The sequence below is a fragment of the Streptomyces zaomyceticus genome (assembly GCF_014656215.1).
GTDB lineage: Bacteria > Actinomycetota > Actinomycetes > Streptomycetales > Streptomycetaceae > Streptomyces > Streptomyces zaomyceticus.
In genome coordinates this window covers 509,214-530,722 of record NZ_BNBZ01000001.1, presented here as the reverse complement: position 1 = coordinate 530,722, position 21,509 = coordinate 509,214, and the positions used below count along the sequence as shown (strand labels likewise).

The following is a 21,509-nucleotide window of genomic DNA, read 5'->3' as shown; positions in this document are numbered from 1 at the left end:
ACCGGAGCGCCCCGCGCGGTGCCCCGCGCGCGCTCCGTGCCCGCCTCCGTGCCGCCCCTGCGGATGCGAAAAGCCCCGATCCGGGTGACCCTGCCAGTACCAGGAGGTCACGATGCGTTCAGGTCCCATTGCTCTTCGTGCCGCAGGGGCGGCCTTCGTACTCGTACTGGCACCCACGGCCGGTAGCGCGTACGCCCACGACGGGGTGAAGGTCACCGTCACCCCGTCCACCGCCTCGCCCGGTGCCGACGTCGACGTCCGCGTCCAGGGCTGCAAAGGCACGACCGGTGCCGCGAAGTCCCAGGCGTTCGTCGCCGACGCGGAACTCACCGGCAGGGACGGTGGGGGCGCCCCGCTGTTCGGCGACACCACGGTCAGGTCGGGCCTCGAGAACGGCACGTACAAGGTCAGCGTGACCTGCGACGGCCACGACCACCCGGATGTCGGCACGGTGCGCGTCGAGCACCGGAAGCCCACCCACGAGCCGACGCGCAAGCCCACCCACGAGCCGACGCGCAAGCCGACGCACAAGCCCACCCACGAGCCGACCCACGAGCCGACCCACCACGCGAGCCCGGTCGCCCCGGTCCGCGCCGGTGGCGGCGGCGCCGCCGCCTTCGCCGCCCCGGCCGCCCCCGGAGTCGCCCAGACCACCAGCGAGAGTGGCCTCGGCACCCCGTACACCCTGCTCGGCCTCGGCCTCGCGGCCGTCGCCGCCGTGGCGGTCGCCTTCCGCAGCTCCCGCCGCCGCGCCCCCGGCTCCGGAACGGGTACGGGCACGGGCACGACATCGGGTACGGGTACGGAATGACGGCGTCGTCCGGACCCCGCCCGGCGGGCAACGGGCGACTCGTCACCGGCGTGGCCTGGGCGCTGCTGCTGTCCGGGCTCTGGCTCTGGGGCCGCGAGGCCACCGAGGGCCCCGGCGGCAGCTCCGCGCCGACCACCGGCGACATCGCCGCGGTCGGCCGCCCGCTCGGCGCGGCGCTGCCCCCGGCCAGGGACCCGCTCGCGCCCCTCGAACCCCGGCGGGTGGAGATCCCCTCCCTCGGCATCGCCGCGCCCGTCGTGGCACGCGGCCTGGACAGCACGGGCGCGATCGACCCGCCGCCCTACGAGATGCCGCACACGGTCGGCTGGTTCGGCTCGGGCACCCGGCCGGGCGCCGTCGGCCCGGCCCTGCTCGTCGGCCATGTCGACACCGAGACGCGGCCGGCCGTCTTCTACGGCCTGAGCGCGGCCCGGCCCGGCGCGAAGGTCCGGGTCACCCGGACGGACGGATCGGTCGCCGAGTTCACGGTCGACGACGTCCAGGTCTACCCCCGGGAACACTTCGACGCCCGCAAGGTCTACGGCGCGAGGGATCCCCACCGTGCGGAACTCCGCCTGATCACGTGCGGCGGCACCTTCGACCGCACGTCGAACACGTACACGGCGAACGTGGTGGTCTCGGCCTACCTGACCGCCGCCAAAACCTGATCCCCCACCACTGAGAGCCTCCGTTCCTCCCTCCCCAGAACGAAACGCGCACGACCCGACGCCCTTCGCCCCCCGTTGTGGGCATTCGTTCCGCTGGGGCGGAACGGGTGGGCACAACGGACGTCGCCCTTGCCGGGCGCTCAGGCTTCAATGCCGTAACCCGCACCCGTTGCGCGGCGCACTGGTGGTGCGGGTCCAGGCGCAGGGGGCGGAAGCGCTGCCAAGGGCGCCGTCCCGTGTGCCCACCCGTCCCGCCCCGCGGGACGATTGCCCACACGGCGGGTGGGTGGGGGCGCGGCCCCGGCCAAGGGCCACACGGGCCGGTGGCGGACCAGGTGCCGCCGGGCCGGCGGACCGGTGCCCGTACAGGGCCGACGGGCCTGCCCGTGCAGGCGTGGCGGGTCTGGCGGGCGTGGCCGGGTCCCGGCCGGCGGCTTCGCGTCCCGCAGCCGCCGCCGACCGGGCCGGTCCTCGACCGCAGGGCTCACGGGCGCGGGAGGGGCCCGGTGCCACCGCGGGAGGTCGGGGTTCCGGACACTGTAGAGGCCCCGCCCCGCCCGGCCCAGAGTGCTGTCGTGTCACGAGGGTCACGCCGGTCCGGACGTGACCGAAGGGCGGGGGAGCGGCGCGACCCGTACGCACCGCAACTGGCCCGCAACGCACGGTGGTTCGAAGGCGGCGGCCGAAAGAAGGCCGGAATACGACCAAGACCCCCTCACCATCGGTGAGGGGGTCTTGACTTTGCGTGCGCCGCCAGGGACTCGAACCCCGGACCCGCTGATTAAGAGTCAGCTGCTCTAACCAACTGAGCTAGCGGCGCCTGCTGACAGAGAGAACTCTACCTGACGTGTGGGGGTGCTCCTGACCAATACCGGTCACCTCCGGCCTGTCGGATGGTCGTATCAGGCCGTCGATCCGTCAAAATGCGATTTGTCCAGACAGTTGAGACACTGACGCCCAAAACCAAGGGTCAAAAGATCTTGACGAGTGTGGAGGGGAATCCATGAGCGTGCCGGTCTTCGAGGAGTTCGAACCCGCGGCCGACTGCGGCTGCCCGGGCTGCGCCCGGCAGCGGCGTGACCTCGTGCTTGGCCTGCCCGTCCGGGAGGGCGGCCACCCCGCCGCGCACGGCGCCCGTCGCGCCCTGGTCCTGGTGACGGCGGCGGGGGTGGTCCTCGGCGGCGGCGGGGCCGCGGTGGCGACGGCCCTCCCGCCGCCGGCCCGACCGTTCACCCCGGCGGAGCCGACGGACCCGGTCGGCCCCACGGACCCGGTCGGCCCCACGGACCTGTCGGACCCCGTGGACGCGCCCGACACCCCGCAGGGCGGTCGGGGGCCGCTGCACGGAGCGCCGGGCCCCGGCCCCGACCCCTCTCCGGCCTCGACGCCGACGAGCAGTCAGGTCTCGACCGCCTCGCTGCGGCAGACGACCCGCGCCGAGATCATCAACCGCGCCAAGCTGTGGGTGACCGCCCAGGTCCCGTACTCCATGGAGAAGTACTGGACGGACGGCTACCGCCAGGACTGCTCCGGCTACATCTCGATGGCCTGGAACCTGCGCAGCAACGAGTGGACCGGCAGTCTCGACCGCTTTGCCGAGCGGGTCGACCGCACCGAGCTCCAGCCCGGCGACATCCTGCTCTTCCACAACCCGGACAACCCGACGCGCGGCTCGCACGTCACGCTCTTCGGCGGCTGGACCGACTACACCCACACCTCCTACGTCGCGTACGAGCAGACCAAGCCGCGCACGCGGAAGCAGGCGACGCCGATGGCGTACTGGGAGAACTCCAACCGGTACGTGGGATACCGCTACAGGGCCCTGGTGAGCGGCGGGGGCGGCACCGGCACCACCGGCGGCGGGGCGACGCCCACGGCGACGCCGTACCCCGGCGTGGCGATGTTCGGCCCCGGCGCGAACAACGCGTACATCACCCAGCTCGGGCGGCTCCTCGTCGACCGCGGCGGCAAGAAGTACTACAGCAAGGGGCCCGGCCCGAAGTGGGGCGAGGCGGACCGGCGCGCGACCCAGGCGTTCCAGCTGGCCCAGGGCTGGAAGGGCAAGGAGGCGGACGGTCTCCCCGGCCCCGAGACGTGGCGGCTGCTCGTCACCGGCAAGGGCAGGAACATCGGCGGTTCGAGTGGTTCGAGCGGGTCGAGTTCGAATGCGACGGGGTTTCCCGGGCGTGGCTCCTTCCGTCCGGGCCAATCCAACGCATATGTGGAGAAGCTGGGCAAACAACTGGTGAAGCGGGGCTTCGGCAAGCACTACCTGTCGGGACCCGGTCCGCGCTGGACGGAGGCGGACCGCCGCAACGTCGAGGCGTTCCAGCGGGCACAGGGCTGGCGCGGCGCAGCGGCCGACGGCTACCCGGGCCCGGAGACCTGGCGGCGTTTGTTCCGATGACCCCGAGAGCATGAGGTGGACCCGAATGACGGCATCGACCCCGAGCCCCGCCGACTCCGGCGCGGCGGCCTCACGTGACGCGGCCCGCACGGCGAGACGTCTGACGGACGGCACCCTCCCGCGCACCTCCCCTCCCCAGGGAGCACCCCCGGGCACCCCGCCGCCGACCCGGCAGGACACACCGGCGGAGCCGGAGCGGAACGGCGCGTCGGGGGAGACGGCCGCCGCGCCGACACCGAACGAGGACGGCGCACCACACTCCGTGCCGCATTCCGCACCGCTGTCCGGGGCGGACTCCGCACCGCACTCCGCGCCGCCTTCCCGGGCGGACTCCGCGGTGGACGGCGTGGCCGGCCCTACGTCGGGCGGCGCGCCTGCCCCCGCCCCGGCCGGCGGGCCGGACTCCGCCCCGGCCGCCGCGCCTGCCCCGACCGCCGGAGCGCCTGCCTCTGCGGCCGCGACGTCAGCCGCCGCACCCACGACGTCCGCCCCCGCACCCACAACGTCCGCACCCACGACGTCCGCCCCCGCCCCCGGTGATCCGGCGGCGCCGCACGGGGACGGGGAGTCGGAGCCGCCGCGCGGCAGGGTCCCGGTCTGGCCGGAGCCGGGCGCGCGCGGCGGTGGTGGCGCGGCCCCGGCGGACACGGGCTCCTCCTCCACGGGTACGTGGCCGGCCGCCGACCCGTCCGGGCGCCCCGGTACGTCACCGGGCCACGGTCCGGGGTCTGTCGGTGCGTCAGCAGACCACGGTCCGGGACCTGCCGGTGCGCAGCCGGTCCACCTGTCGGGATCGTCCGGCACGCGGCCGGGGGAGTCCGCCGCGTACGCCGGCGGCGCGACGACGGGCCCGTCCGCCGGCTCCGGGTCCGGGTCCGCCCCGGCGTCCCCGGCTCCCGTGGCGCGCACGGGCCCGCCGGAGCCGGGGTCGTCGGGCACCCGGCACGTCTCCCCGGAGGGGGCCGCCGGTACGGCGTCGGCCCGGCCGGGCGGGTCGCCCTCCGGTCCCACGGGTACGCGGCCGGGCGATCCGGCGAGTTCGGCCGGCCCGTTGCCGGTCCGCCCCGTCGGGTCCGTCTCCGGTACGGCGTCCGGCGCGTCGGCCGTCCCCGGCGCCGCGCCGAAGGGCCCGGCCGCGACCGGTCGCCCCGAGCCGTCCGGGGGCACGACGATCCCCCGTGTCCAACCCGTCGCGCCGGCCTACCCGGGGACGCGGCAGGCCGCCCCGACGGGATCCTCCGGTGCCCCGGCCGCCCCCGGCACCGCGCCCTCGGGTACGGGCAAGCACGCCCGCCCGGCCGCCACCCCCGCCCCCGCGGCCTCCGGTTCGCCCTCCGCGCCGAAGGCCTCCACTCCTGCCGTCACCGTGCGCTCCGGGGGCCCGGCCCCCGTACCCGTCGCGGTCGCCCCGCCGGCCGCCGCGCCCGGCGCCACGCCCGACCGTCCCGCCCGGCGTGGCGACACGCCCGACTTCGGGCGGATCGCCGGCGCCGGTGTCGGCTCCGTCGCCGTGCCCGTCGCCGCCGTCGTGCGGGTCGCGCGGCGGAAGAACGTGATCGGCTCCGAGACCACCGGCTCCATCCCCGTCCATCTGCTCTTCCGCGACGAGCCGGGAACCGCGCGGCGCCCCGCGGCGGGCGAGGACGACGGGGGGCCCGACACCGTCGCCATGGCCGCGCCCGCCATCCCGGCCCCGTCGAAGGTCCAGGCCGTGCCCGGCGCCGAGTCCCCGACCAACGGCACGCCGAAGTCCACGTCCGGGCCCGCGCACGCCAAGGGGACGGTCAAGGCTCCCGCCAAGACGCCCGTGAAGACGCTCGACAACGGGACCGGCAAGGCATCGGCCAAGGCGTCGGCCGGGGCGTCCGCCAGGGCGGCCGCCGCGGTTTCCGCGTCCCGGCCCGCTCCCACCGCCGACCCCGCGCTCGTCGAGCGGCCCGCTCCTGTGCTGCCCGGATGGGTCGGCGTCGCCGGTGGGGCCCTGGCGCTCGCCGCGTGCGCGGCGGTCGTGTGGTGGGCCGGGGCCGTGCCCCAGGAGGCGTCCCGGATGCTGCGGCTGCCGGAACGCCCGTACAACGGCATCCATCTCGGCCAGTGGGCGATGCTCGCGCTCGGCGTGGTGCTCGCCCTGTTCGCGCTCGGTGGTCTCGGCCGGGGCCGGGTCGGGTACGCCTGGGTGCTGACCCTGTTCGGGGACTACCGCGGCACGGTCCGCCGTACCGGTCTGGTCTGGGTCAGCCCGCTGCTGCTGCGGCGCAGGGTCGACGTACGGCTCCGTCACTGGCGCAGTGAGCCGCTGCCGGCGGTGGACGCCAAGGGGACCGCGCTCGACGTCGTCGTCCTCGTGGTGTGGCGGGTGCGGGACACGGTCCGGGCGGCGCTCGGGGTCGACGGGCACGAGGACTATCTGCGGGAGCAGGTGGAGGCGGCGATGGCCCGGGTGCTGTCGCAGCTTCCGGCGGACGCCTTCCACGAGGACGCCCCGACGCTCCGGGACGCGGAGGCCGTTGGCGAGGCCCTGACGCGGATGCTGTCGGCGGAGTGCGCCCCGGTCGGTGTGGACGTGTTCTCGGCGCAGCCGACGCGGATCGAGTACGCCCCGGAGGTGGCGGCGGCGATGACGCGCCGCCGGATCGCGGCGATCGACGCGAAGCACCGGGACAGTGTTCTCACCTCGGTGGTGGACGCGGTGGACGACGTGGTCCACCGGCTGACCAGTCGTGGTCTGGTGGAGCTCGACGACTACGAGCGCAAGGCGCTGGTCAAGGACCTGACGGTGGCGTTCTACACGGGGAGGACGGGTCCGGTAGAGGGGGCCTGAGGGGATGGACATGTTCAACTTCCGTCCATACCTTGGTACTTGGTCCAGACCAAAATCGGTACGACGTAAGACCGCACGCGTGCGCGCACGGCCCAACGGAACTCCCCCACGTTTTCCTGGAGCGACAGCATGCGCAAAAAGTCAGTCGGGTCGGCGGTGGTGGCGCTCGGCGTCGCCGGCGCCACCCTCTTCGCCACCGGTAGTGCCGGCAGTCACGGCTACACCGACTCGCCGATCAGCCGCCAGAAGCTCTGCGCCAACGGCACCGTGACCAACTGCGGCAACATCCAGTGGGAGCCGCAGTCGGTCGAGGGCCTCAAGGGCTTCCCCTCCGCCGGTCCCGCCGACGGGAAGATCTGTTCCGCCGGGCTCTCGCAGTTCGCCCAGCTGGACGACCCCAGGGGCGGCGCCTGGCCGGCGACCCAGCTCAGCGCCGGGCAGAGCTACGGCTTCCGCTGGCAGTTCACGGCCCGGCACCGCACCACCGACTTCAAGTACTACATCACCAAGAACGGCTGGGACCCGAGTCAGAAGCTGACCCGGGCCGCGCTCGACCCCCAGCCGTTCCTGACCGTCCCCTACAACAACCAGCAGCCGCCGGCGACCCTCTCGCACTCCGGGACGATCCCGGCGGGCAAGACGGGCCGTCACCTGATCCTGGCGGTGTGGACGATCGCGGACACCGCGAACGCCTTCTACGCCTGCTCGGACGTCAAGTTCTGACGGACGGGCGGTCCCGTGGCCGTTCCTGACGGTTCATTTCTGATGAACCGTCAGTTACAGTCCGGCCCATGAGGGGTGCGGACACCGTCGCGGAACTCGTAGGGCGCCAATGGGACGACCACCGGATCGGGCTGAGGGACGAGCACCACACCCTCACCCACCACCAGGTCGCCGCCGGCGCCGCCGCGCGGGCCGCACTGCTCGTGGACCTGATGCCACCCCTGCCGGGGGGCGAGCCGCACCTCGGCATCCTGCTCGACAACACGCCGGAGTACCCGCTCTGGCTCAGCGCGGCGGCCCTCGCGGGGGCCGCCGTCGCCGGGATCAACCCCACCCGGCGCGGCGCCGAACTCGCCCGGGACATCCGGCACACCGAGTGCCGGGTCCTGGTCACCCAGCGCGCCCATCTGCCGCTCCTCGACGGCCTCCCACTGCCCGGACTGCGCATCCTCGTCACCGACACCGAGGCGTACCGGGAACTCCTCGCCCCCTACGGGAGCGCCCGCCCCGGCGACGCCCGCCTCGGCCCCGTACGCCCCGACAGCCGCTTCCTGCTCTCCTTCACCTCCGGTTCCACGGGCGCGCCCAAGGCCGCCCTGTGCAGTCAGGGGCGGCTCGCGGCGGCCGGCGCCTCCCTCGTCCGGCACTTCGGGGTCGGCCCGGACGACGTCCACTACGTCTGCATGCCGATGTTCCACGGCAACGCGGTGATCGCCGACTGGGCGCCCGCGCTCGCCGCCGGTGCCGGAGTCGCCCTGCGGGCCCGCTTCTCCGCCTCCCGCTTCCTCCCCGACGTACGCCGGTTCGGCGCCACCTACTTCACCTATGTCGGCCGGGCCGTGCAGTACCTCCTCGCCACCCCGCCGGAACCCGACGACCGCAGACACCCGCTGCGGCTCGGCTTCGGCACCGAGGCGGGGGCGGTGGACGCGGCCCGCTTCCGGGAGCGCTTCGGGGTCCCGCTCGTCGAGGGGTACGGCTCCTCCGAGGGCGGCGCGGCGATCCAGCGCACCCCGGACACCCCCACGGGAGCGATCGGACGGGCCGCGCAGGGCGACGACCTGGCGGTGGTGGACGCCGGGACGGGCCTCGAATGCGCACCGGCCCGCTTCTCGCCCACCGGCCGGCTCCTCAACGCCTCCGAAGCGGTCGGCGAGCTCGTCAACCGCGGCCGCAGCCCGTTCGAGGGCTACTGGCGCAACCCCGAGGCGGAGGCGGCCCGGCTGCGCGACGGCTGGTACTGGACGGGCGACCTCTTCTACCGGGACGCGGACGGCTACCTCTACTTCGCGGGCCGCACGGACGACCGGCTGCGGGTCGACAGCGAGAACCTGGCGGCCGCGATGATCGAGCACATCCTGGCCCGCTGGGACCGGGCCGCGGGCGTCGCGGTCTACGCGATACCGGACCCGGTCGCGGGGGACCAGGTCATGGCGGCGCTCGCCCTGCGCGCGGCCGAGGTCTTCGACCCGGAGGAGTTCGCGGCGTTCCTGGCCGCGCAGGAGGACCTGGGGACGAAGATGCCGCCACGGTTCGTCCGGGTGATGACGGAACTCCCGCTGACGGCGACGAACAAGATCCACCGGGTGGCCCTGCGCCGGGACTCCTTCCTCTGCCCGGACCCGGTCTGGTGGCGCCCGGCGCCGGGTGTGCCGTACGAACCCCTGACCCCGAAGGCGGTCGCCGCCCTCCGCGCCGCCTACGCCCACCACGACCGCGCCCCGTCCCCGCACCACCCCGACCGGCCCGGCCCCTCCGGATCCCGCCCGGCCCGCGGATCCGAAAGGGACGACCCGGCGCGCGGCTGACCGAGGCGGGCGCGGTAGGCCCAGCCCCACCCCCGTCGCACCCCCCAGCCCCATGGCCCCGCCCCGAGCGCGAGCCCTACGGTGGGGCCGCATGGAACCCCGTACCCCCTGGCAGGCACTCACCCGCCCCCGTTTCCTCCTCGGACCCTGGCCGTGGCGGGCCGTCGCGTACCTGGTCACCGGGGCCCTCCTCGGCGCCGCCGTCTGCGCCGTGTTCCTGCTGCTCGGGCTGTTCTCCCTCTTCCTCGTCGGGCTGCCGCCGCTGCTGCTCTCCGGGCTCGCCCTCGGCGGCATCGAGCGCCGGCGCCTCCGGCTCGTCGACCTCGACCCGGCCCCCGATCCTCACCGGGTCCCCACCGCCCCCGGCCCGGCCGCCTGGCTCCGGCTGCGGGCGGGGGAGCAGGCGACCTGGCGGGAGTTGGCGTACGCCCTGCTCCTCGCCACCGTCCTGTGGCCGCTCGACCTCCTCGCCGTCGCCGTCGGGGTCGGCCTGCCCGTCACCCTTCTCGGCGCGCCCGTCCAGCTGGCCGTGGACGGCCACGAGGCCAAGGTCGTCAAGGCGTATCTGGTGACCTCCTATCCGGAGGCCTTCGCCGCCGCCCTCCTCGGCGCGCTGCTCCTCGTGGCCCTCGCGTATCCGCTCGCCGCCGTCGCCGGTGCCAGGGCCGCCCTCGCCCGGGCCCTGCTCGCCCCGCGCGAGACGGGCGAGCGCGGCGGCAGGATCGGCGAGGTCATCGCCTCCCGGGCCCGGCTCGTCGACGCCTTCGAGGCCGAGCGGCGCCGGATCGAGCGCGATCTGCACGACGGGGCCCAGCAACGCCTGGTCGCCCTCACCATGACCCTCGGCCTCGCCCGGCTGGACGCCCCGCCGGGGCCGCTCGCCGAGCAGCTGGCGAAGGCGCACACGGAGGCCGGGCGGGTCCTGACCGAGCTGCGCGAGCTCATCCACGGCATCCATCCGCAGGTCCTCGCCGACTACGGGCTCGGTCCGGCCCTCGCCGACGCCGCCGACCGGTCCGCCGTCCCGGTCACCGTCGACGTCGAGCTGCCCCGGCTGCCGGTGTCCGTCGAGAGCGCGGGCTATTTCGCCGGCTGCGAGGCGCTCGCCAACATCGGCAAGCACAGCGGGGCGAGCCGGGCGGGCATCCGGGCGCGGCACGCGGGCGGTGTGCTGCGGATCGACATCGAGGACGACGGACGGGGAGCGGCCGATCCGGCCGGGGGCACCGGGCTCACCGGACTCGCCGACCGGATCGCCGTCCTCGATGGCACACTGGCGATCATGAGCCCGCCGGGCGGGCCGACCCTCCTCCGAGTGGAGATCCCGTGTCCCGCACTGACCGACAGCCCGGCCCCGACCGACAGCCCGGCGCCGGCCGGAAGCTCCGTGTCGTCCTCGCCGAGGACAGCGTCCTCCTCAGGGAAGGACTGATCGGGCTCCTGGCCCGGTTCGGCCACGAGGTCGTCGCCGCCGTCGGCGACGCCGACGGCCTGCGGGAGGCGGTCGGCGCCCACGACCCGGACATCGTGGTGACCGACGTCCGGATGCCGCCCGGTTTCCAGGACGAGGGGCTGCGGGCGGCGGTCGCGCTCCGCGCCGAGCGGCCCGCGCTGCCGGTGCTCGTCCTCAGCCAGTACGTGCAGCGCAGCTACGCAGCCGACCTGCTCGACGCGGGGGACGGGACCGGCGTCGGCTACCTCCTCAAGGACCGGGTCGGGCAGGTGGAGGAGTTCCTGGACGCGCTCGCCCGGGTCGCGGACGGCGGGACGGTCGTCGACCCCGAGGTCGTACGGCAGCTGCTGCGGCGGCACCGGGATCCGCTGGAGGCGCTGACCCCGCGCGAGCGCGAGGTCCTCGGGCTCGTCGCCGAGGGCCATTCGAACGGGGCGATCGCCCGGCGGCTGGTCGTGACCGAGGCCGCCGTGGGCAAGCACATCGGCAACATCCTGGCGAAGCTGGACCTGCCTCCGGCCGAGGACACCCACCGTCGGGTCCTGGCCGTCCTCACCTACCTCAGGGCCTGAGAGCGGCTCGGCCCCGGTCGGGGGCGGTCCGCTCCCTACCGGGCACGTCCGCTCCCGAGGGAAGCGGGCACGAAGAAGCCCCCCGCTTCCGCGAGGGGCTTCTTCCGTCTGTGCGCCGCCAGGGACTCGAACCCCGGACCCGCTGATTAAGAGTCAGCTGCTCTAACCAACTGAGCTAGCGGCGCTTGCTGACAGAGAAAATACTACCCGGTCCCGCGGGGTGCTCATGACCACCCCGCGCGACCGGGCCGTCAGGCCCCTCGAATGCCTCAGATCGCCAGCGCCATGACCACCGGAGCGGCCCTGCGGTTCAGCGTGTCGGCGGCCGAGCGCAGCCGGTGGGCGTGCTCGATCGGCAGGGAGAGTGCCAGGCAGCCCACGGCGGAGCCGGCCGTCAGCGGAACGGCGGCGCAGACCGTGCCCACCGCGTACTCCTGGAGGTCGAGCACCGGGACCGTCGGCGGCTGGCTGTCCAGCTTGGAGAAGAGGATCCGCTCGCTGGTGATCGTCCGGGAGGTGAGCCGGGCGATCTTGTGGCGGGAGAGGTGGTCCCGCCGTCCGTTCTGGTCGAGCTGGGTGAGCAGGCACTTGCCGACCGCGCTGGCGTGCGCCGCGGAGCGGAAGTCCACCCACTCGTTGACCTTGGGCGTGCGCGGGCCGTCGGCGAACTGGGTGATCTTCACCTCGCCGTCGATGTACCGGCTGATGTAGACCGCGGCGCCGACGGAGTCGCGCAGCTCGGTCAGGGTCTCCTGGAGTTTCGCCTCCAGGGCCTCGCGGCGGGTCATGCCGGAGCCGAGGAGGACGAGGGAGTCCCCGATCACGTACGCGCCGTCGGCGACCTGCTCGACGTACCCCTCGCGCCGGAGCATGAGGAGCAGCGAGGAGAGGTGGGCGACGGGCAGGCCGGTTTCGCGCGCGATCTGGACGTCCGTCACTCCGCCACCGTGCCGTGAGATCGTCTCGAGGACGCGCAGGGCGTATTGCACCGAGTGGAACGGCGCGGTGGGCTCGGGCTTCAGCGCCACGGTTTCCCCCTACCAGGTTGTGACCGCAAGCTTTCGTACCACGATAGCCGCCAAGCACCGTTTACGGGGCGGGTGTTGGCGAGAATGATGCGGAGCATCCGGGCCCCTACGCTGGGGCGCACCACCCTGGCATATGCCACGGTCATGAGTGCTTCGCAGAGTCTCAGGTCAGGGCCGTGCGCCGGGATGCTCGCACAGGTGTTCGGCCCCCGGGGGACGGGAGATTTTTTATGCGGAAGCGGACGCGGAGGGGTCCCGGCCGATGGCCGAGAACCGCCGGAATAAACGGAGACCCCCTCCTGTTTTCCCCGTGATGTAGCCGATCGACGTGTCCGGGTGGTGCGTCGGCGAAGTGTCCGAGAGTGCCGAGGAGGGTCCCGAAGGTGACCGACGCTATTCGAGGAGAGGCGCGGGGGACCGCGCCCGTACCGCTGTCCGTACTGGACCTGGTGACCGTCGGCAGCGGCAGGACCGCGACCGAGGCACTGGCCACCAGCGTCGAGCTGAGCAGGCTCGCCGAGCGGCGCGGCTTCCACCGGCACTGGGTGGCCGAACACCACTCCATGCCCGGCGTCGCCTCCTCGTCCCCGGCGGTGATCCTCGCCCATCTCGCCGCCCACACCCGGCGCATCCGCCTCGGCTCGGGCGGCGTCATGCTGCCCAACCACGCCCCGCTCGTCGTCGCCGAGCAGTTCGGCACCCTGGAGGCCTTCGCCCCGGGCCGGATCGACCTCGGCCTCGGCCGCGCGCCCGGCACCGACGGGGGAACGGCCGCCGCCCTCCGGCGCACCACCACCCTGAACGAGGGCGCGGACGACTTCCCCGAGCAACTCGCCGAGCTGACCCGGTTCCTGGACGACGACTTCCCGGACGGCCACCGGTACGCCCGGATCCACGCCGTGCCCGGCCCGGTGCAGGGCCCCACGGGCCGGCCGCCGATCTGGCTGCTCGGCTCCTCCGGCTTCAGCGCCCGGCTCGCCGGTCTGCTCGGGCTGCCCTTCGCCTTCGCCCATCACTTCTCGGCCAGGAACACGATCCCGGCGCTCGACCTCTACCGGGAGTCCTTCCGGCCCTCGGCGCTCCTCGACACCCCGTACGCGATGATCGGCGTCTCGGCGTTCGCCGCCGACGAGGCGGCGCAGGCCCGCCGTCAGGTCCTCGCCGGGGCCCTGGCGATGCTGCGGCTCCGCACCGGCAGGCCGGGTCTCGTGCCGACGCCGGAGGAGGCGGAGGCGTACGGGTTCAGCCGCGCCGAGCGGGAGTTCGTCGACGACTGGCTGGCGAACATCGTGTACGGCACCCCGGACGAGGTCCGCACGGGCCTGGACGACCTCCGGAAGCGGACGGGTGCGGACGAGCTGATGATCACCGCCAACGGACACGGCGGGGAGGCGCGGGTGCGGAGCTACGAGCTCATCGCGGACGCGTACGAACTCCCGGAGCTGCCGGAGGCGTAGAGGCGCGGCGGGTGTTCCGGGCCGGGGGCGCCCGGGTAAAAACCCTGATCTCCGCGACCGGTTGGTTCCTGCACGGATCCCGCCCGCGCCAACCGTAAGTGAACCTTAAACCGCTCGTCACCGATGGTGGCGGGCGGTTCCGTTTTGTGCTGCGGGTCTCTGACGAGGACTTTCTTCGGGTAATTGGTCTAGTCCTCAATCTGGTTCAGACCATTGACGCACTGTTCACGTGCCGGTTATCAATCTTCCACCCCTGTACGGCACCACCCCCGCACTCCCCCCATGGAGGCCGCACGTGCACCCCCGTAAGCCATTGATCGCCGCGCTCCTGAGCTCGGCCCTCGCCGCCGGCGCGCTCGCCGCGACCGTCGGCATCGGCTCCGCCCAGGCGGCCGACACGACGACCACTGCCTCTGCGGGCAATGTGCGCATCGCGTACTACGACCAGTGGAGCGTCTACGGCAACGCGTTCTACCCCAAGCACCTCGACACCCGGGGCATCGCGGGCCAGCTGGACGTCATCAACTACTCCTTCGGCAACATCCACCCCACCAACCTCACCTGTTTTATGGCCAACAAGGCCGCGGGTGACGACAACAACCCCAACGCGGGTGACGGTGCGGGCGACTCGTACGCCGACTACCAGAAGTCCTTCGGCGCGGCGGACAGCGTCGACGGCGTCGCCGACAAGTGGGACCAGCCGATCGTGGGCGTCTTCAACCAGTTCAAGGAACTGAAGGCGAAGTACCCCAACCTGAAGATCAACATCTCGCTCGGCGGCTGGACCTACTCCAAGTACTTCAGCGACGCGGCGAAGACGGACGCGAGCCGCAAGAAGCTCGTCTCCTCCTGCATCGACCAGTACATCAAGGGCAACCTGCCCGTCGAGGGCGGCTTCGGCGGCGCGGGCACGGCGGCCGGCATCTTCGACGGCATCGACATCGACTGGGAGTACCCCGGCTCCTCCGGCGGTCACCTGGGCAACCACTACGCCCCCGAGGACAAGCAGAACTTCACGCTGCTCCTCGCCGAGTTCCGCAAGCAGCTCGACGAGTACGGCGCCGCCAACGGCGGCAAGAAGTACATGCTGACCGCCGCCATGCCGGCCGGCCAGGACAAGATCAAGTACATCGAGACCGACAAGATCGGCCAGTACTTGGACTACGCCAACATCATGACGTACGACATGCACGGCGCCTGGGACGGTGACGGGCCGACGTACCACCAGTCGCCGCTGTACTCCGGTGCGAACGACCCGACCGACGTGATCGCGCCGGGCACCGAGAAGTACTCGATCGACAACGCGATCGACTCCTGGATCGACGGCAAGCCCGCCTACGGCATCGCGGGCGGCTTCCCCGCCAACAAGCTGACCCTGGGCTACGAGTTCTACTACCGCGGCTGGAAGGGCGTCCCGGCCGGGTCCGCCAACGGCCTCGCGGGCACCGCGACCGGCGGCTCCAACGTCCGCCCGCTCAGCCAGCAGGCCGGCATCGCGCACTACAAGGAGCTCGGCGGCATCGTCGACAACGCGTCGACGACCTTCTGGGACGACCAGGCGAAGGCCTCGTACTTCTACAAGGACGGCGAGTTCTTCACCGGCCTCAACCAGAAGTCCATCCAGGCCCGGGTGGACTACGCCAAGCAGCGCGGCCTGGGCGGCGCGATGATGTACTCGCTCCTCGGTCTGGACGAGAACGCCACCCTGCTGAAGCAGATCAACACCGCGCTCGGCGGCACCACCACTCCGCCCACCACGCCGCCGACGACCACCCCGCCGACGACGCCCCCGACCACCCCGCCCACCACGCCTCCGACGACGCCGCCCACGGGCTGCGGCTCGCTCCCGGCGTACGTGGCCGGCACGATCTACAACGCGGGCAACGAGGTCTCCCACAACGGCCGCAAGTACAAGGCCCAGTGGTGGACCCAGAACGAGACGCCGGGCACGACCGGCGAGTGGGGTGTCTGGAAGGACCTCGGCGCCTGCTGAGCGACTGACCTTCGGTACCCCTCATGAAACGCTGCCCCCGCCCGGAATGTCCCTCCGGCCGGGGGCAGTCCCATGCCCTCGCGCGCCGGTGCGCCCGGGCCGGCCCGGGCGGCGCGGCCGGGGCCCCGAGGCTTCTCCGGACCCCGGGAGGCGGGTCCCCGCACCCGGAGGCGCGCCCGGTCCTCAGACGCTCAGCGGTTCCGAGCCGATCAGCTCGGCGATACGGTCCGGGGCCACCGCCCGCGAGTACAGCCAGCCCTGTCCCGTGTCGCAGCCGATGCTGCGCAGCCGGCTCGCCTGCCCCGAGGTCTCCACGCACTCCGCGGTGACCGTGAGCCCCAGCCGGTGCGCGAGCTGCACCAGCGCCTCGACGATCAGCTCGTCCGCGGGGTTGGCGTGCTCCTCGTCCTGGAAGCCCCGGACGAACGACCCGTCCAGCTTGAGCACCGAGACCGGCAGCCGGCTCAGATAGGCCAGGTTCGAGTAACCGGTGCCGAAGTCGTCGATCGCGATCCGCACGCCCATGTCGCTCAGCGCCTGGAGGGCCTGGAGCGGCCGTCCGGCCGAGCCCATCACGGCGGACTCCGTCAGCTCCAGCTGGAGCAGATGCGGGGCGAGCCCGGTCTCCGCGAGGATGCCGGCCACGTCCGCGACCAGGTCGGAGTCCCAGACCTGACGCACCGCCACGTTCACGCTGACGAAGAGCGGGCGCTCGCGCGGATGGTCCTTCTGCCACTGCCGGGCCTGACGGCAGGCGGTGCGCAGCACCCACCGGCCCAGCTCCACGATGGAGCCGTCCTCCTCGGCGATCGCGATGAACCGATTCGGCGCGAGCGAGCCGAACTGCGGGTGGTTCCAGCGCACCAGCGCCTCCACCCCGCGCACCGCTCCGTCCGCCAGATCCACCAGGGGCTGGTACTCCAGGGCGAACTCCCCGCGCTCCACGGCCGGACGCAGGGTGGAGGAGAGGGCCTGCCGGGTCATCCGGTGCGCGTTGCGCTCCGGGTCGAACAGGGTCCAGCGGGCCTTGCCGTCCGCCTTCGCCCAGTACAGCGTGGTGTCGGCGGCCTGCATCAGGGCGGTCGCCGTCGTTCCGTGCCCGGAGCGCTCGACCACCCCGATCGAGGCGGAGACCGAGAGCCGCTGGCCGCCCAGGTCGAAGGGCTGCTGGAGCGCGCACAGCACCGAGCGCGCCAGGTCGGCCAGTTGCTCCGTGCCGGTGGAGTCCTCGACCAGGACCGCGAACTCGTCGCCGCCGAGCCGTGCCACGAGATGGCCGCCGCTGCGGGTGTAGCCGTCGCTGTCCGCGCACTCCGTCAGGCGCGCGGCGACGGCGGCGAGGAGACGGTCGCCCACGCGGTGGCCGAGGGTGTCGTTGACGGCCTTGAAGCCGTCGAGATCGAGGTAGCAGAGACCGATCCGCCCTGTTCTGCCATACCCGTAGGACTCGTACGAAGAGCTGATCGCCCCGCCCGTTCCCGGGTCGCCGGTGATGCCGGAGTCGGCGGCGTCCTGGGCGGAGGCCTCCAGGGCCGCCGAGAGGCGCTCGAAGAACAGGGCGCGGTTGGGCAGTCGGGTCACCGGGTCGTGCATCTGGAGATGGCGGAGCCGTGCCTGGAGTTCGCGCCGGTCGCTGATGTCCGTGATCGACAGCAGGACGCGCCTGCTGTCGGGCACGGGCGCGACGGTGACCTCGGCCCACAGCGAGCGCCCGTCGGCGTGCTTGAGGCGGCGGGTGCAGCGGAAGCGGGAGCGGCGGCCGCGCAGTACCTCGCGGTACGCGTGCCAGGTGCGCCCGTCGGACGCGAGGTCGACGAGATCGGCGGCCGCCTGGTCCCGAAGGGCTCGGGGCTCGGTGCCGAGGAGGGCGCCGAAGGACTCGTTCGCGGTGACGACCACGCCGTCCTGGTCGACGACGGCCATGGCGAGCCGGGCGGCCCGGAAGGCGGCACGGTAGTCACGGAGTTCGGCGGCCCGGCGGTCCACGTCCCGCGAGGGGAATCGCTCGGCGTACTGCTCGGCGTACCGCCCGCCGTGCTGTCCGGTGTGACGCTCCGTGAGTGCGGGCTCCGCCGCGTGCGTCTCCGGCGGCTCTGGGTGCACCGGTCCTTCGGGGGTTCCGCTCACCGCTGGCTCCCGTAGTGCAGTCGGGCCGGTCGCATGTGGTCGGGACGGTCGGCCGGGGAAGAGTGTGCCGATCATAGAGCCCGCGCGGGGGAGCCTTCCAGCTTCGTGCCGCCCAGGGGGAGCGTCCGACGCTGTGAATCTGCCCACCGTCGCACCCCGCCCGATCGTTTCTGCGCGGGTCTGACACGGGTCGATGAGGACGTGACCGAATGTGACTTTCCGTGAACTGAAGTGCGCTCGTGTCGCGTCGACCCTGCGGCGCGCCTTCACCCGACCGGGGCAGCGGAAACGTGCGAAACGCCGCAAATCGTCACAAGGTGGTTGAGGAGTCCCGCATTCCCGAATCGGAGGTCCACGTGAGGGGTCAGCAGCCACTCGGGGGAGTGGAACGCGCACGGCTGCGCGCGGGGGCGGCGGCCTTCACCTCGCTCGCCGCCCTGGCCGCCACCGGCCTCGTCGCCGGCCCCGCCGTCGGCGCGACCTCGGCGAGTCCCTGCGCCCTGCCCCGCACGGCGGCCCATCACTCGCTCGGCCTCGACACCTGGAACAGGTCGTATCCGCGCCCCGACCGCGCGCTCGACGCGGTCATGATCTTCCTGTCCTTCCCGGACGCCGAGCCGCTCACCGATCCGGCCGAGCTCACCGCCGACCACTTCCCCGCCACCAGCGAGTACTTCGCCCGCGCCTCCTACGGCCGTTTCGTCCTGCGCCCGCACCCCCAGCGCGTCTGGACCCCGATGCCGAAGGAGTCGAGCGCTTACGACATACAGCGCGACTGGGACGCCGGGCAGCGCGCCGCGTACCTCCGGGACGCGATCGCCGCGGCCGACACGAGCGTCGACTTCTCCCGGTACGACATCGTCTATCTCGTCGCCGACCCGGACGCGCCCGGTGTGGACTCCGACGCCACCAAGGTCGTCAACCTCGAACACCCCATGAAGGTCGACGGGACCGAGATCAAGCGGGTCGTCACCGTCTTCGAGCGGCATCCGCCCGACCGGAACGTCCTCGCCCACGAGACCGGACACGTCTTCGACCTGCCCGACCTCTACCACCGCCCGGAGGACGGCAAGGGCGACTGGGACACCCATGTGGGTGACTGGGACGTCATGGGCAGCCAGTTCGGGCTCTCCCCGGACCTCTTCGGCTGGCACAAGTGGAAGCTCGGCTGGCTCGCCGGCGACCAGGTGACCTGCGTCCAGGGCGCGACGCCCCGGATGGTCACCCTGGAGGCGACCGACACCCAGCCGAGGCCCGGCGCGACCCTCGGCACCCGGCTCGCCGTCGTCCGCACGGGACCCGACAGCGTCCTCGCGGTCGAGGCCCGCAGCGACGCCGGGAACAACTCCGAGACCTGCACCGAGGGCGTGCTCGTCTACCGGGTCAGGGGCGGCGCGGCCTCCGGCGACGGCCCCGTCGAGGTCGTCGACGCGCACCCGGCCACCGAGGCCTGCGGGGACCGCTCGGTCTACCCGCCGCTCGCGGACGCCCCCCTGGGGGAGGGCGAGACCCTCACCGTGCCCGGCGCCGGCGTCCGGGTCGAGGTCACGGACCGCACGCGGGCCGGCGGCTGGACGGTCAGGATCACGCCGCCCGCCGTCGAATGAGGGGACGGACCCGGGAGCCGTACCCCAAAACGAAGAAGCCCCTCGCTTCCGCGAGGGGCTTCTTCTGTCTGTGCGCCGCCAGGGACTCGAACCCCGGACCCGCTGATTAAGAGTCAGCTGCTCTAACCAACTGAGCTAGCGGCGCCTGCTGACGTCGTAGACATTAGCATCAGGATCGGCGGGAGGAAAAATCGATACCCGCACGTCGGCGGCGGAGGCCGCCCGGACGGCCCGCACACAGGCCCAGAGCATCACCTCGGGACCGGGCAGCCAGGGGTTCCGGGTGTCGGGCGCCACCAGCCAGCGCGGCCCGGAGGCGCCGGAGGGCACGAGCGGGGGCACGGTCACCGCGTCACCGGCCCCGTGACAGAGCGGCCGGGGGACCGCCTCGCCCCACTCCTCCCAGTCGAGGAGGGCCGGCAGCCGCTGGGCCGTCCCGGGCGCGGCGAACAGCATCATCCGCCCCCGGTGCACGGCGACGGGCCCCGAGCCCGGGCCCTCCTCCCACAGCCGGTCCAGCATCCGGCGGCCGAAGACCGGGTCCACGTTGACGACGTCGAAGACCGTGCCGCAGGGCAGCGCCGCCGGTGAGTCCGGCCTGGCCTCCCAGCGGGTGAGCGCGGCCGCGCCGCCCCCGGCGGCCGAGGCGAGCCAGGCGGCCCCGTCGGCGGTCACCCGAGCGGTCTGGTGCCGTCCCTCGTCACCCTCCCGGAGGAACCGGAAGATGTCGTGCGGGGTCTCTTCGCGCAGCCACGTCGTCATGACTCCAGATCTACCGGGAGTCACATGCCGGTCGCCGAGAGTTCACGAAACCCCGGACAGGTGGAGCGGGAGGGGAGTATCGTGCACCCCCGGCATATGCCAGGGGTGCTTTTTCGGCCACCGCCGGACGGCGGCACACCCGCTCGCGGGCGGCTGTCCGTCCCCGCTCAGTCCTCCGAGGGCTGCCCGTTCGCCCGGATCAGATCATGGCCGAACTCGATCATCTTCCGCGCGTAGTCCTCGGTCCACTGTGCCCGCTCGGCGACGTCCGCCGCCGTCAGCCGGTCGAACCGGCGCGGATCCGCCAGCTGCGCCGCGGCGATCGCCTGGAACTCGGTCGCCCGGTCCGTCGCCGCGCGGAACGCCAGGGTGAGCTCCGTCGCCCGGGACAGCAGCTCCCGCGGATCGTCTATCGACTCCAGGTCGAAGAAGTGCTCCGGGTCGGCGGTCGCCTCGGCAGGCTCGAAGACCAGCGGAGCAGGCCTGAGCCGCCGCTGTCCGCTTCGCTCCGCGGGTTCCGCCATCGCTGTTCTCCTCTTCGCGTTTCACCCACCGGCGCTCGGCGCACCGGCTCTTCGCATGCGGGCGGCCCGGAACCCCGGGCCTTCTTCCAATGTCCCGCGCTCCGCAAGAGGGCGTCGGGGCCCGGCTCCGGTCAGTCGTCGAGACCGCGCAGGAGCAGCCGCAGGCCGCCGAAGAACTCCTGGTCGGGGTCGACCTCGCCGGCCGCCCGCGCGGTCCGCGTCAGATGCGGGAAGCGGTCCTCCGGCAGCGCCGCGATGGCCGTCGTGCCCGGTCCGGCCAGCGGTCCGAGATGTTCGAGCTGGATCGCCCCGGTGACGTATCCGTGGAGCGCGCGCAGGGCGACGACCCGCCGTGCGCCGTCGACGCCCGCCTCGGTCAGGATGCCGAGCACGGTCTCCGACCAGAGCAGCCCGCCGGGTGCGCGGTGCCGGTGGGCGAGGGTCAGCGGGACGGCTTCCGGGTGGCGGGCCACGGCGTCGCGCAGCCGCCGGACCATGGTCTCGATCCGGTCGCTCCAGGGCGCGTCCGCGGCGGGCGGGGTGGTGTCGACGTCGTTCAGGACGCGGTCCACCACGAGCCCCTCCAGCTCCTCGCGGTCGGCGACGTAGCGGTAGAGCCCCATGGGGCTCATGCCGAGTTCCTTGGCGACGGTGCGCATGGAGAGGGCGGGGAGTCCGTCGCGGTCGATGACGGCGAGGGCGGCGGCGGCCAGCCGGTCCGGGGTGAGTGAGCGGGGTCGTGGCATGA

At 73.3% G+C, this 21,509-nt stretch carries 16 protein-coding genes and 3 tRNA genes; 11 read left to right on the top strand and 8 right to left on the bottom strand.

Annotated elements, in window-relative coordinates:
* Positions 1-112: 112 nt before the first annotated feature.
* Both IE311_RS02285 and IE311_RS02280 read left to right on the top strand, forming a co-directional pair.
* Complete coding sequence (locus IE311_RS02285; protein ID WP_189829780.1) at positions 113-811, top strand: PT domain-containing protein; 699 nt, start codon at positions 113-115, stop codon at positions 809-811.
* Positions 808-1,479 carry a class F sortase gene (locus tag IE311_RS02280; protein ID WP_189829779.1) on the top strand — a complete coding sequence of 224 codons (672 nt, stop codon included), beginning with the start codon at positions 808-810 and terminating at the stop codon, positions 1,477-1,479. The genes IE311_RS02285 and IE311_RS02280 overlap by 4 nt, the downstream gene beginning before the upstream one ends.
* 746 nt (positions 1,480-2,225) lie before the next feature.
* On the opposite strand, the gene IE311_RS02275 is transcribed toward IE311_RS02280, so the two are convergent.
* A tRNA-Lys gene (locus IE311_RS02275) sits at positions 2,226-2,299 on the bottom strand.
* Between the two features lie 183 nt (positions 2,300-2,482).
* Between IE311_RS02275 and IE311_RS02270 the strand changes: the two genes are divergently transcribed.
* The 6 genes from IE311_RS02270 (at position 2,483) to IE311_RS02245 (ending at position 11,263) form a co-directional block, all read left to right on the top strand.
* Complete coding sequence (locus IE311_RS02270) at positions 2,483-3,886, top strand: peptidoglycan-binding protein (protein WP_189829778.1); 1,404 nt, start codon at positions 2,483-2,485, stop codon at positions 3,884-3,886.
* Positions 3,887-4,937: 1,051 nt separating this feature from the next.
* On the top strand, positions 4,938-6,707 hold the full coding sequence (locus IE311_RS02265; RefSeq protein WP_229901663.1) for an SPFH domain-containing protein: 1,770 nt from the start codon (positions 4,938-4,940) through the stop codon (positions 6,705-6,707).
* A gap of 129 nt (positions 6,708-6,836) precedes the next feature.
* Positions 6,837-7,430, top strand: coding sequence for a lytic polysaccharide monooxygenase auxiliary activity family 9 protein (locus tag IE311_RS02260; protein ID WP_189829776.1), 594 nt, complete (start codon positions 6,837-6,839; stop codon positions 7,428-7,430).
* A gap of 68 nt (positions 7,431-7,498) precedes the next feature.
* Positions 7,499-9,238 (top strand): AMP-binding protein, encoded by a 1,740-nt coding sequence (locus IE311_RS02255; protein ID WP_229901662.1) that lies wholly within the window; start codon positions 7,499-7,501, stop codon positions 9,236-9,238.
* Positions 9,239-9,329: 91 nt separating this feature from the next.
* Positions 9,330-10,670 carry a sensor histidine kinase gene (locus IE311_RS02250; protein WP_189829775.1) on the top strand — a complete coding sequence of 447 codons (1,341 nt, stop codon included), beginning with the start codon at positions 9,330-9,332 and terminating at the stop codon, positions 10,668-10,670.
* Positions 10,667-11,263 carry a response regulator transcription factor gene (locus IE311_RS02245; protein WP_308439787.1) on the top strand — a complete coding sequence of 199 codons (597 nt, stop codon included), beginning with the start codon at positions 10,667-10,669 and terminating at the stop codon, positions 11,261-11,263. The genes IE311_RS02250 and IE311_RS02245 overlap by 4 nt, the downstream gene beginning before the upstream one ends.
* 111 nt (positions 11,264-11,374) lie before the next feature.
* On the opposite strand, the gene IE311_RS02240 is transcribed toward IE311_RS02245, so the two are convergent.
* Positions 11,375-11,448, bottom strand: a tRNA-Lys gene (locus tag IE311_RS02240).
* Between the two features lie 84 nt (positions 11,449-11,532).
* Positions 11,533-12,291: an IclR family transcriptional regulator gene (locus tag IE311_RS02235; RefSeq protein ID WP_189829773.1), complete on the bottom strand. Its 759-nt coding sequence runs from the start codon at positions 12,289-12,291 to the stop codon at positions 11,533-11,535.
* A 383-nt stretch (positions 12,292-12,674) separates the two neighbouring features.
* On the opposite strand from IE311_RS02235, the gene IE311_RS02230 reads away from it, so the two are divergent.
* Both IE311_RS02230 and IE311_RS02225 read left to right on the top strand, forming a co-directional pair.
* Positions 12,675-13,748, top strand: coding sequence for an LLM class flavin-dependent oxidoreductase (locus IE311_RS02230; RefSeq protein ID WP_189829772.1), 1,074 nt, complete (start codon positions 12,675-12,677; stop codon positions 13,746-13,748).
* A 295-nt stretch (positions 13,749-14,043) separates the two neighbouring features.
* Entirely contained in the window at positions 14,044-15,741 is a 1,698-nt protein-coding gene (locus IE311_RS02225; protein ID WP_189829771.1) for a glycosyl hydrolase family 18 protein, read from the top strand.
* 183 nt (positions 15,742-15,924) lie between these two features.
* Here the strand turns inward: IE311_RS02225 and IE311_RS02220 are convergent, their stop codons facing one another.
* Positions 15,925-17,868, bottom strand: a complete 1,944-nt coding sequence (locus IE311_RS02220) for a putative bifunctional diguanylate cyclase/phosphodiesterase (protein ID WP_189829770.1) — start codon at positions 17,866-17,868, stop codon at positions 15,925-15,927.
* 356 nt (positions 17,869-18,224) lie between these two features.
* Here IE311_RS02220 and IE311_RS02215 point away from each other — a divergent pair, with 356 nt between their 5' ends.
* A complete protein-coding gene (locus tag IE311_RS02215) occupies positions 18,225-19,475 on the top strand; it encodes a M6 family metalloprotease domain-containing protein (RefSeq protein WP_189829769.1) in 1,251 nt (416 codons plus the stop codon).
* A 71-nt stretch (positions 19,476-19,546) separates the two neighbouring features.
* Here the strand turns inward: IE311_RS02215 and IE311_RS02210 are convergent.
* The 4 genes from IE311_RS02210 to IE311_RS02195 form a co-directional block, all read right to left on the bottom strand.
* Positions 19,547-19,620: transfer RNA gene (locus tag IE311_RS02210), tRNA-Lys, on the bottom strand.
* Positions 19,611-20,237 (bottom strand): hypothetical protein, encoded by a 627-nt coding sequence (locus tag IE311_RS02205; RefSeq protein ID WP_189829768.1) that lies wholly within the window; start codon positions 20,235-20,237, stop codon positions 19,611-19,613. The genes IE311_RS02210 and IE311_RS02205 overlap by 10 nt, the downstream gene beginning before the upstream one ends.
* A gap of 167 nt (positions 20,238-20,404) precedes the next feature.
* Positions 20,405-20,761 (bottom strand): hypothetical protein, encoded by a 357-nt coding sequence (locus IE311_RS02200; RefSeq protein ID WP_189829767.1) that lies wholly within the window; start codon positions 20,759-20,761, stop codon positions 20,405-20,407.
* A gap of 131 nt (positions 20,762-20,892) precedes the next feature.
* Entirely contained in the window at positions 20,893-21,507 is a 615-nt protein-coding gene (locus IE311_RS02195; RefSeq protein ID WP_189829766.1) for a TetR/AcrR family transcriptional regulator, read from the bottom strand.
* Between the last annotated feature and the right edge of the window lie 2 nt (positions 21,508-21,509).

What these genes read in the sequence shown, in the direction of transcription:
- IE311_RS02255 (WP_229901662.1), top strand. Translation starts at nt 7,499, where the DNA reads ATGAGGGGTGCGGACACCGTCGCGGAACTCGTAGGGCGCCAATGGGAC.
- IE311_RS02270 (WP_189829778.1), top strand. Translation starts at nt 2,483, where the DNA reads ATGAGCGTGCCGGTCTTCGAGGAGTTCGAACCCGCGGCCGACTGCGGC.
- IE311_RS02195 (WP_189829766.1), bottom strand. Translation starts at nt 21,507, where the DNA reads ATGCCACGACCCCGCTCACTCACCCCGGACCGGCTGGCCGCCGCCGCC.
- IE311_RS02285 (WP_189829780.1), top strand. Translation starts at nt 113, where the DNA reads ATGCGTTCAGGTCCCATTGCTCTTCGTGCCGCAGGGGCGGCCTTCGTA.
- IE311_RS02205 (WP_189829768.1), bottom strand. Translation starts at nt 20,237, where the DNA reads ATGACGACGTGGCTGCGCGAAGAGACCCCGCACGACATCTTCCGGTTC.
- IE311_RS02280 (WP_189829779.1), top strand. Translation starts at nt 808, where the DNA reads ATGACGGCGTCGTCCGGACCCCGCCCGGCGGGCAACGGGCGACTCGTC.
- IE311_RS02200 (WP_189829767.1), bottom strand. Translation starts at nt 20,761, where the DNA reads ATGGCGGAACCCGCGGAGCGAAGCGGACAGCGGCGGCTCAGGCCTGCT.
- IE311_RS02260 (WP_189829776.1), top strand. Translation starts at nt 6,837, where the DNA reads ATGCGCAAAAAGTCAGTCGGGTCGGCGGTGGTGGCGCTCGGCGTCGCC.
- IE311_RS02250 (WP_189829775.1), top strand. Translation starts at nt 9,330, where the DNA reads ATGGAACCCCGTACCCCCTGGCAGGCACTCACCCGCCCCCGTTTCCTC.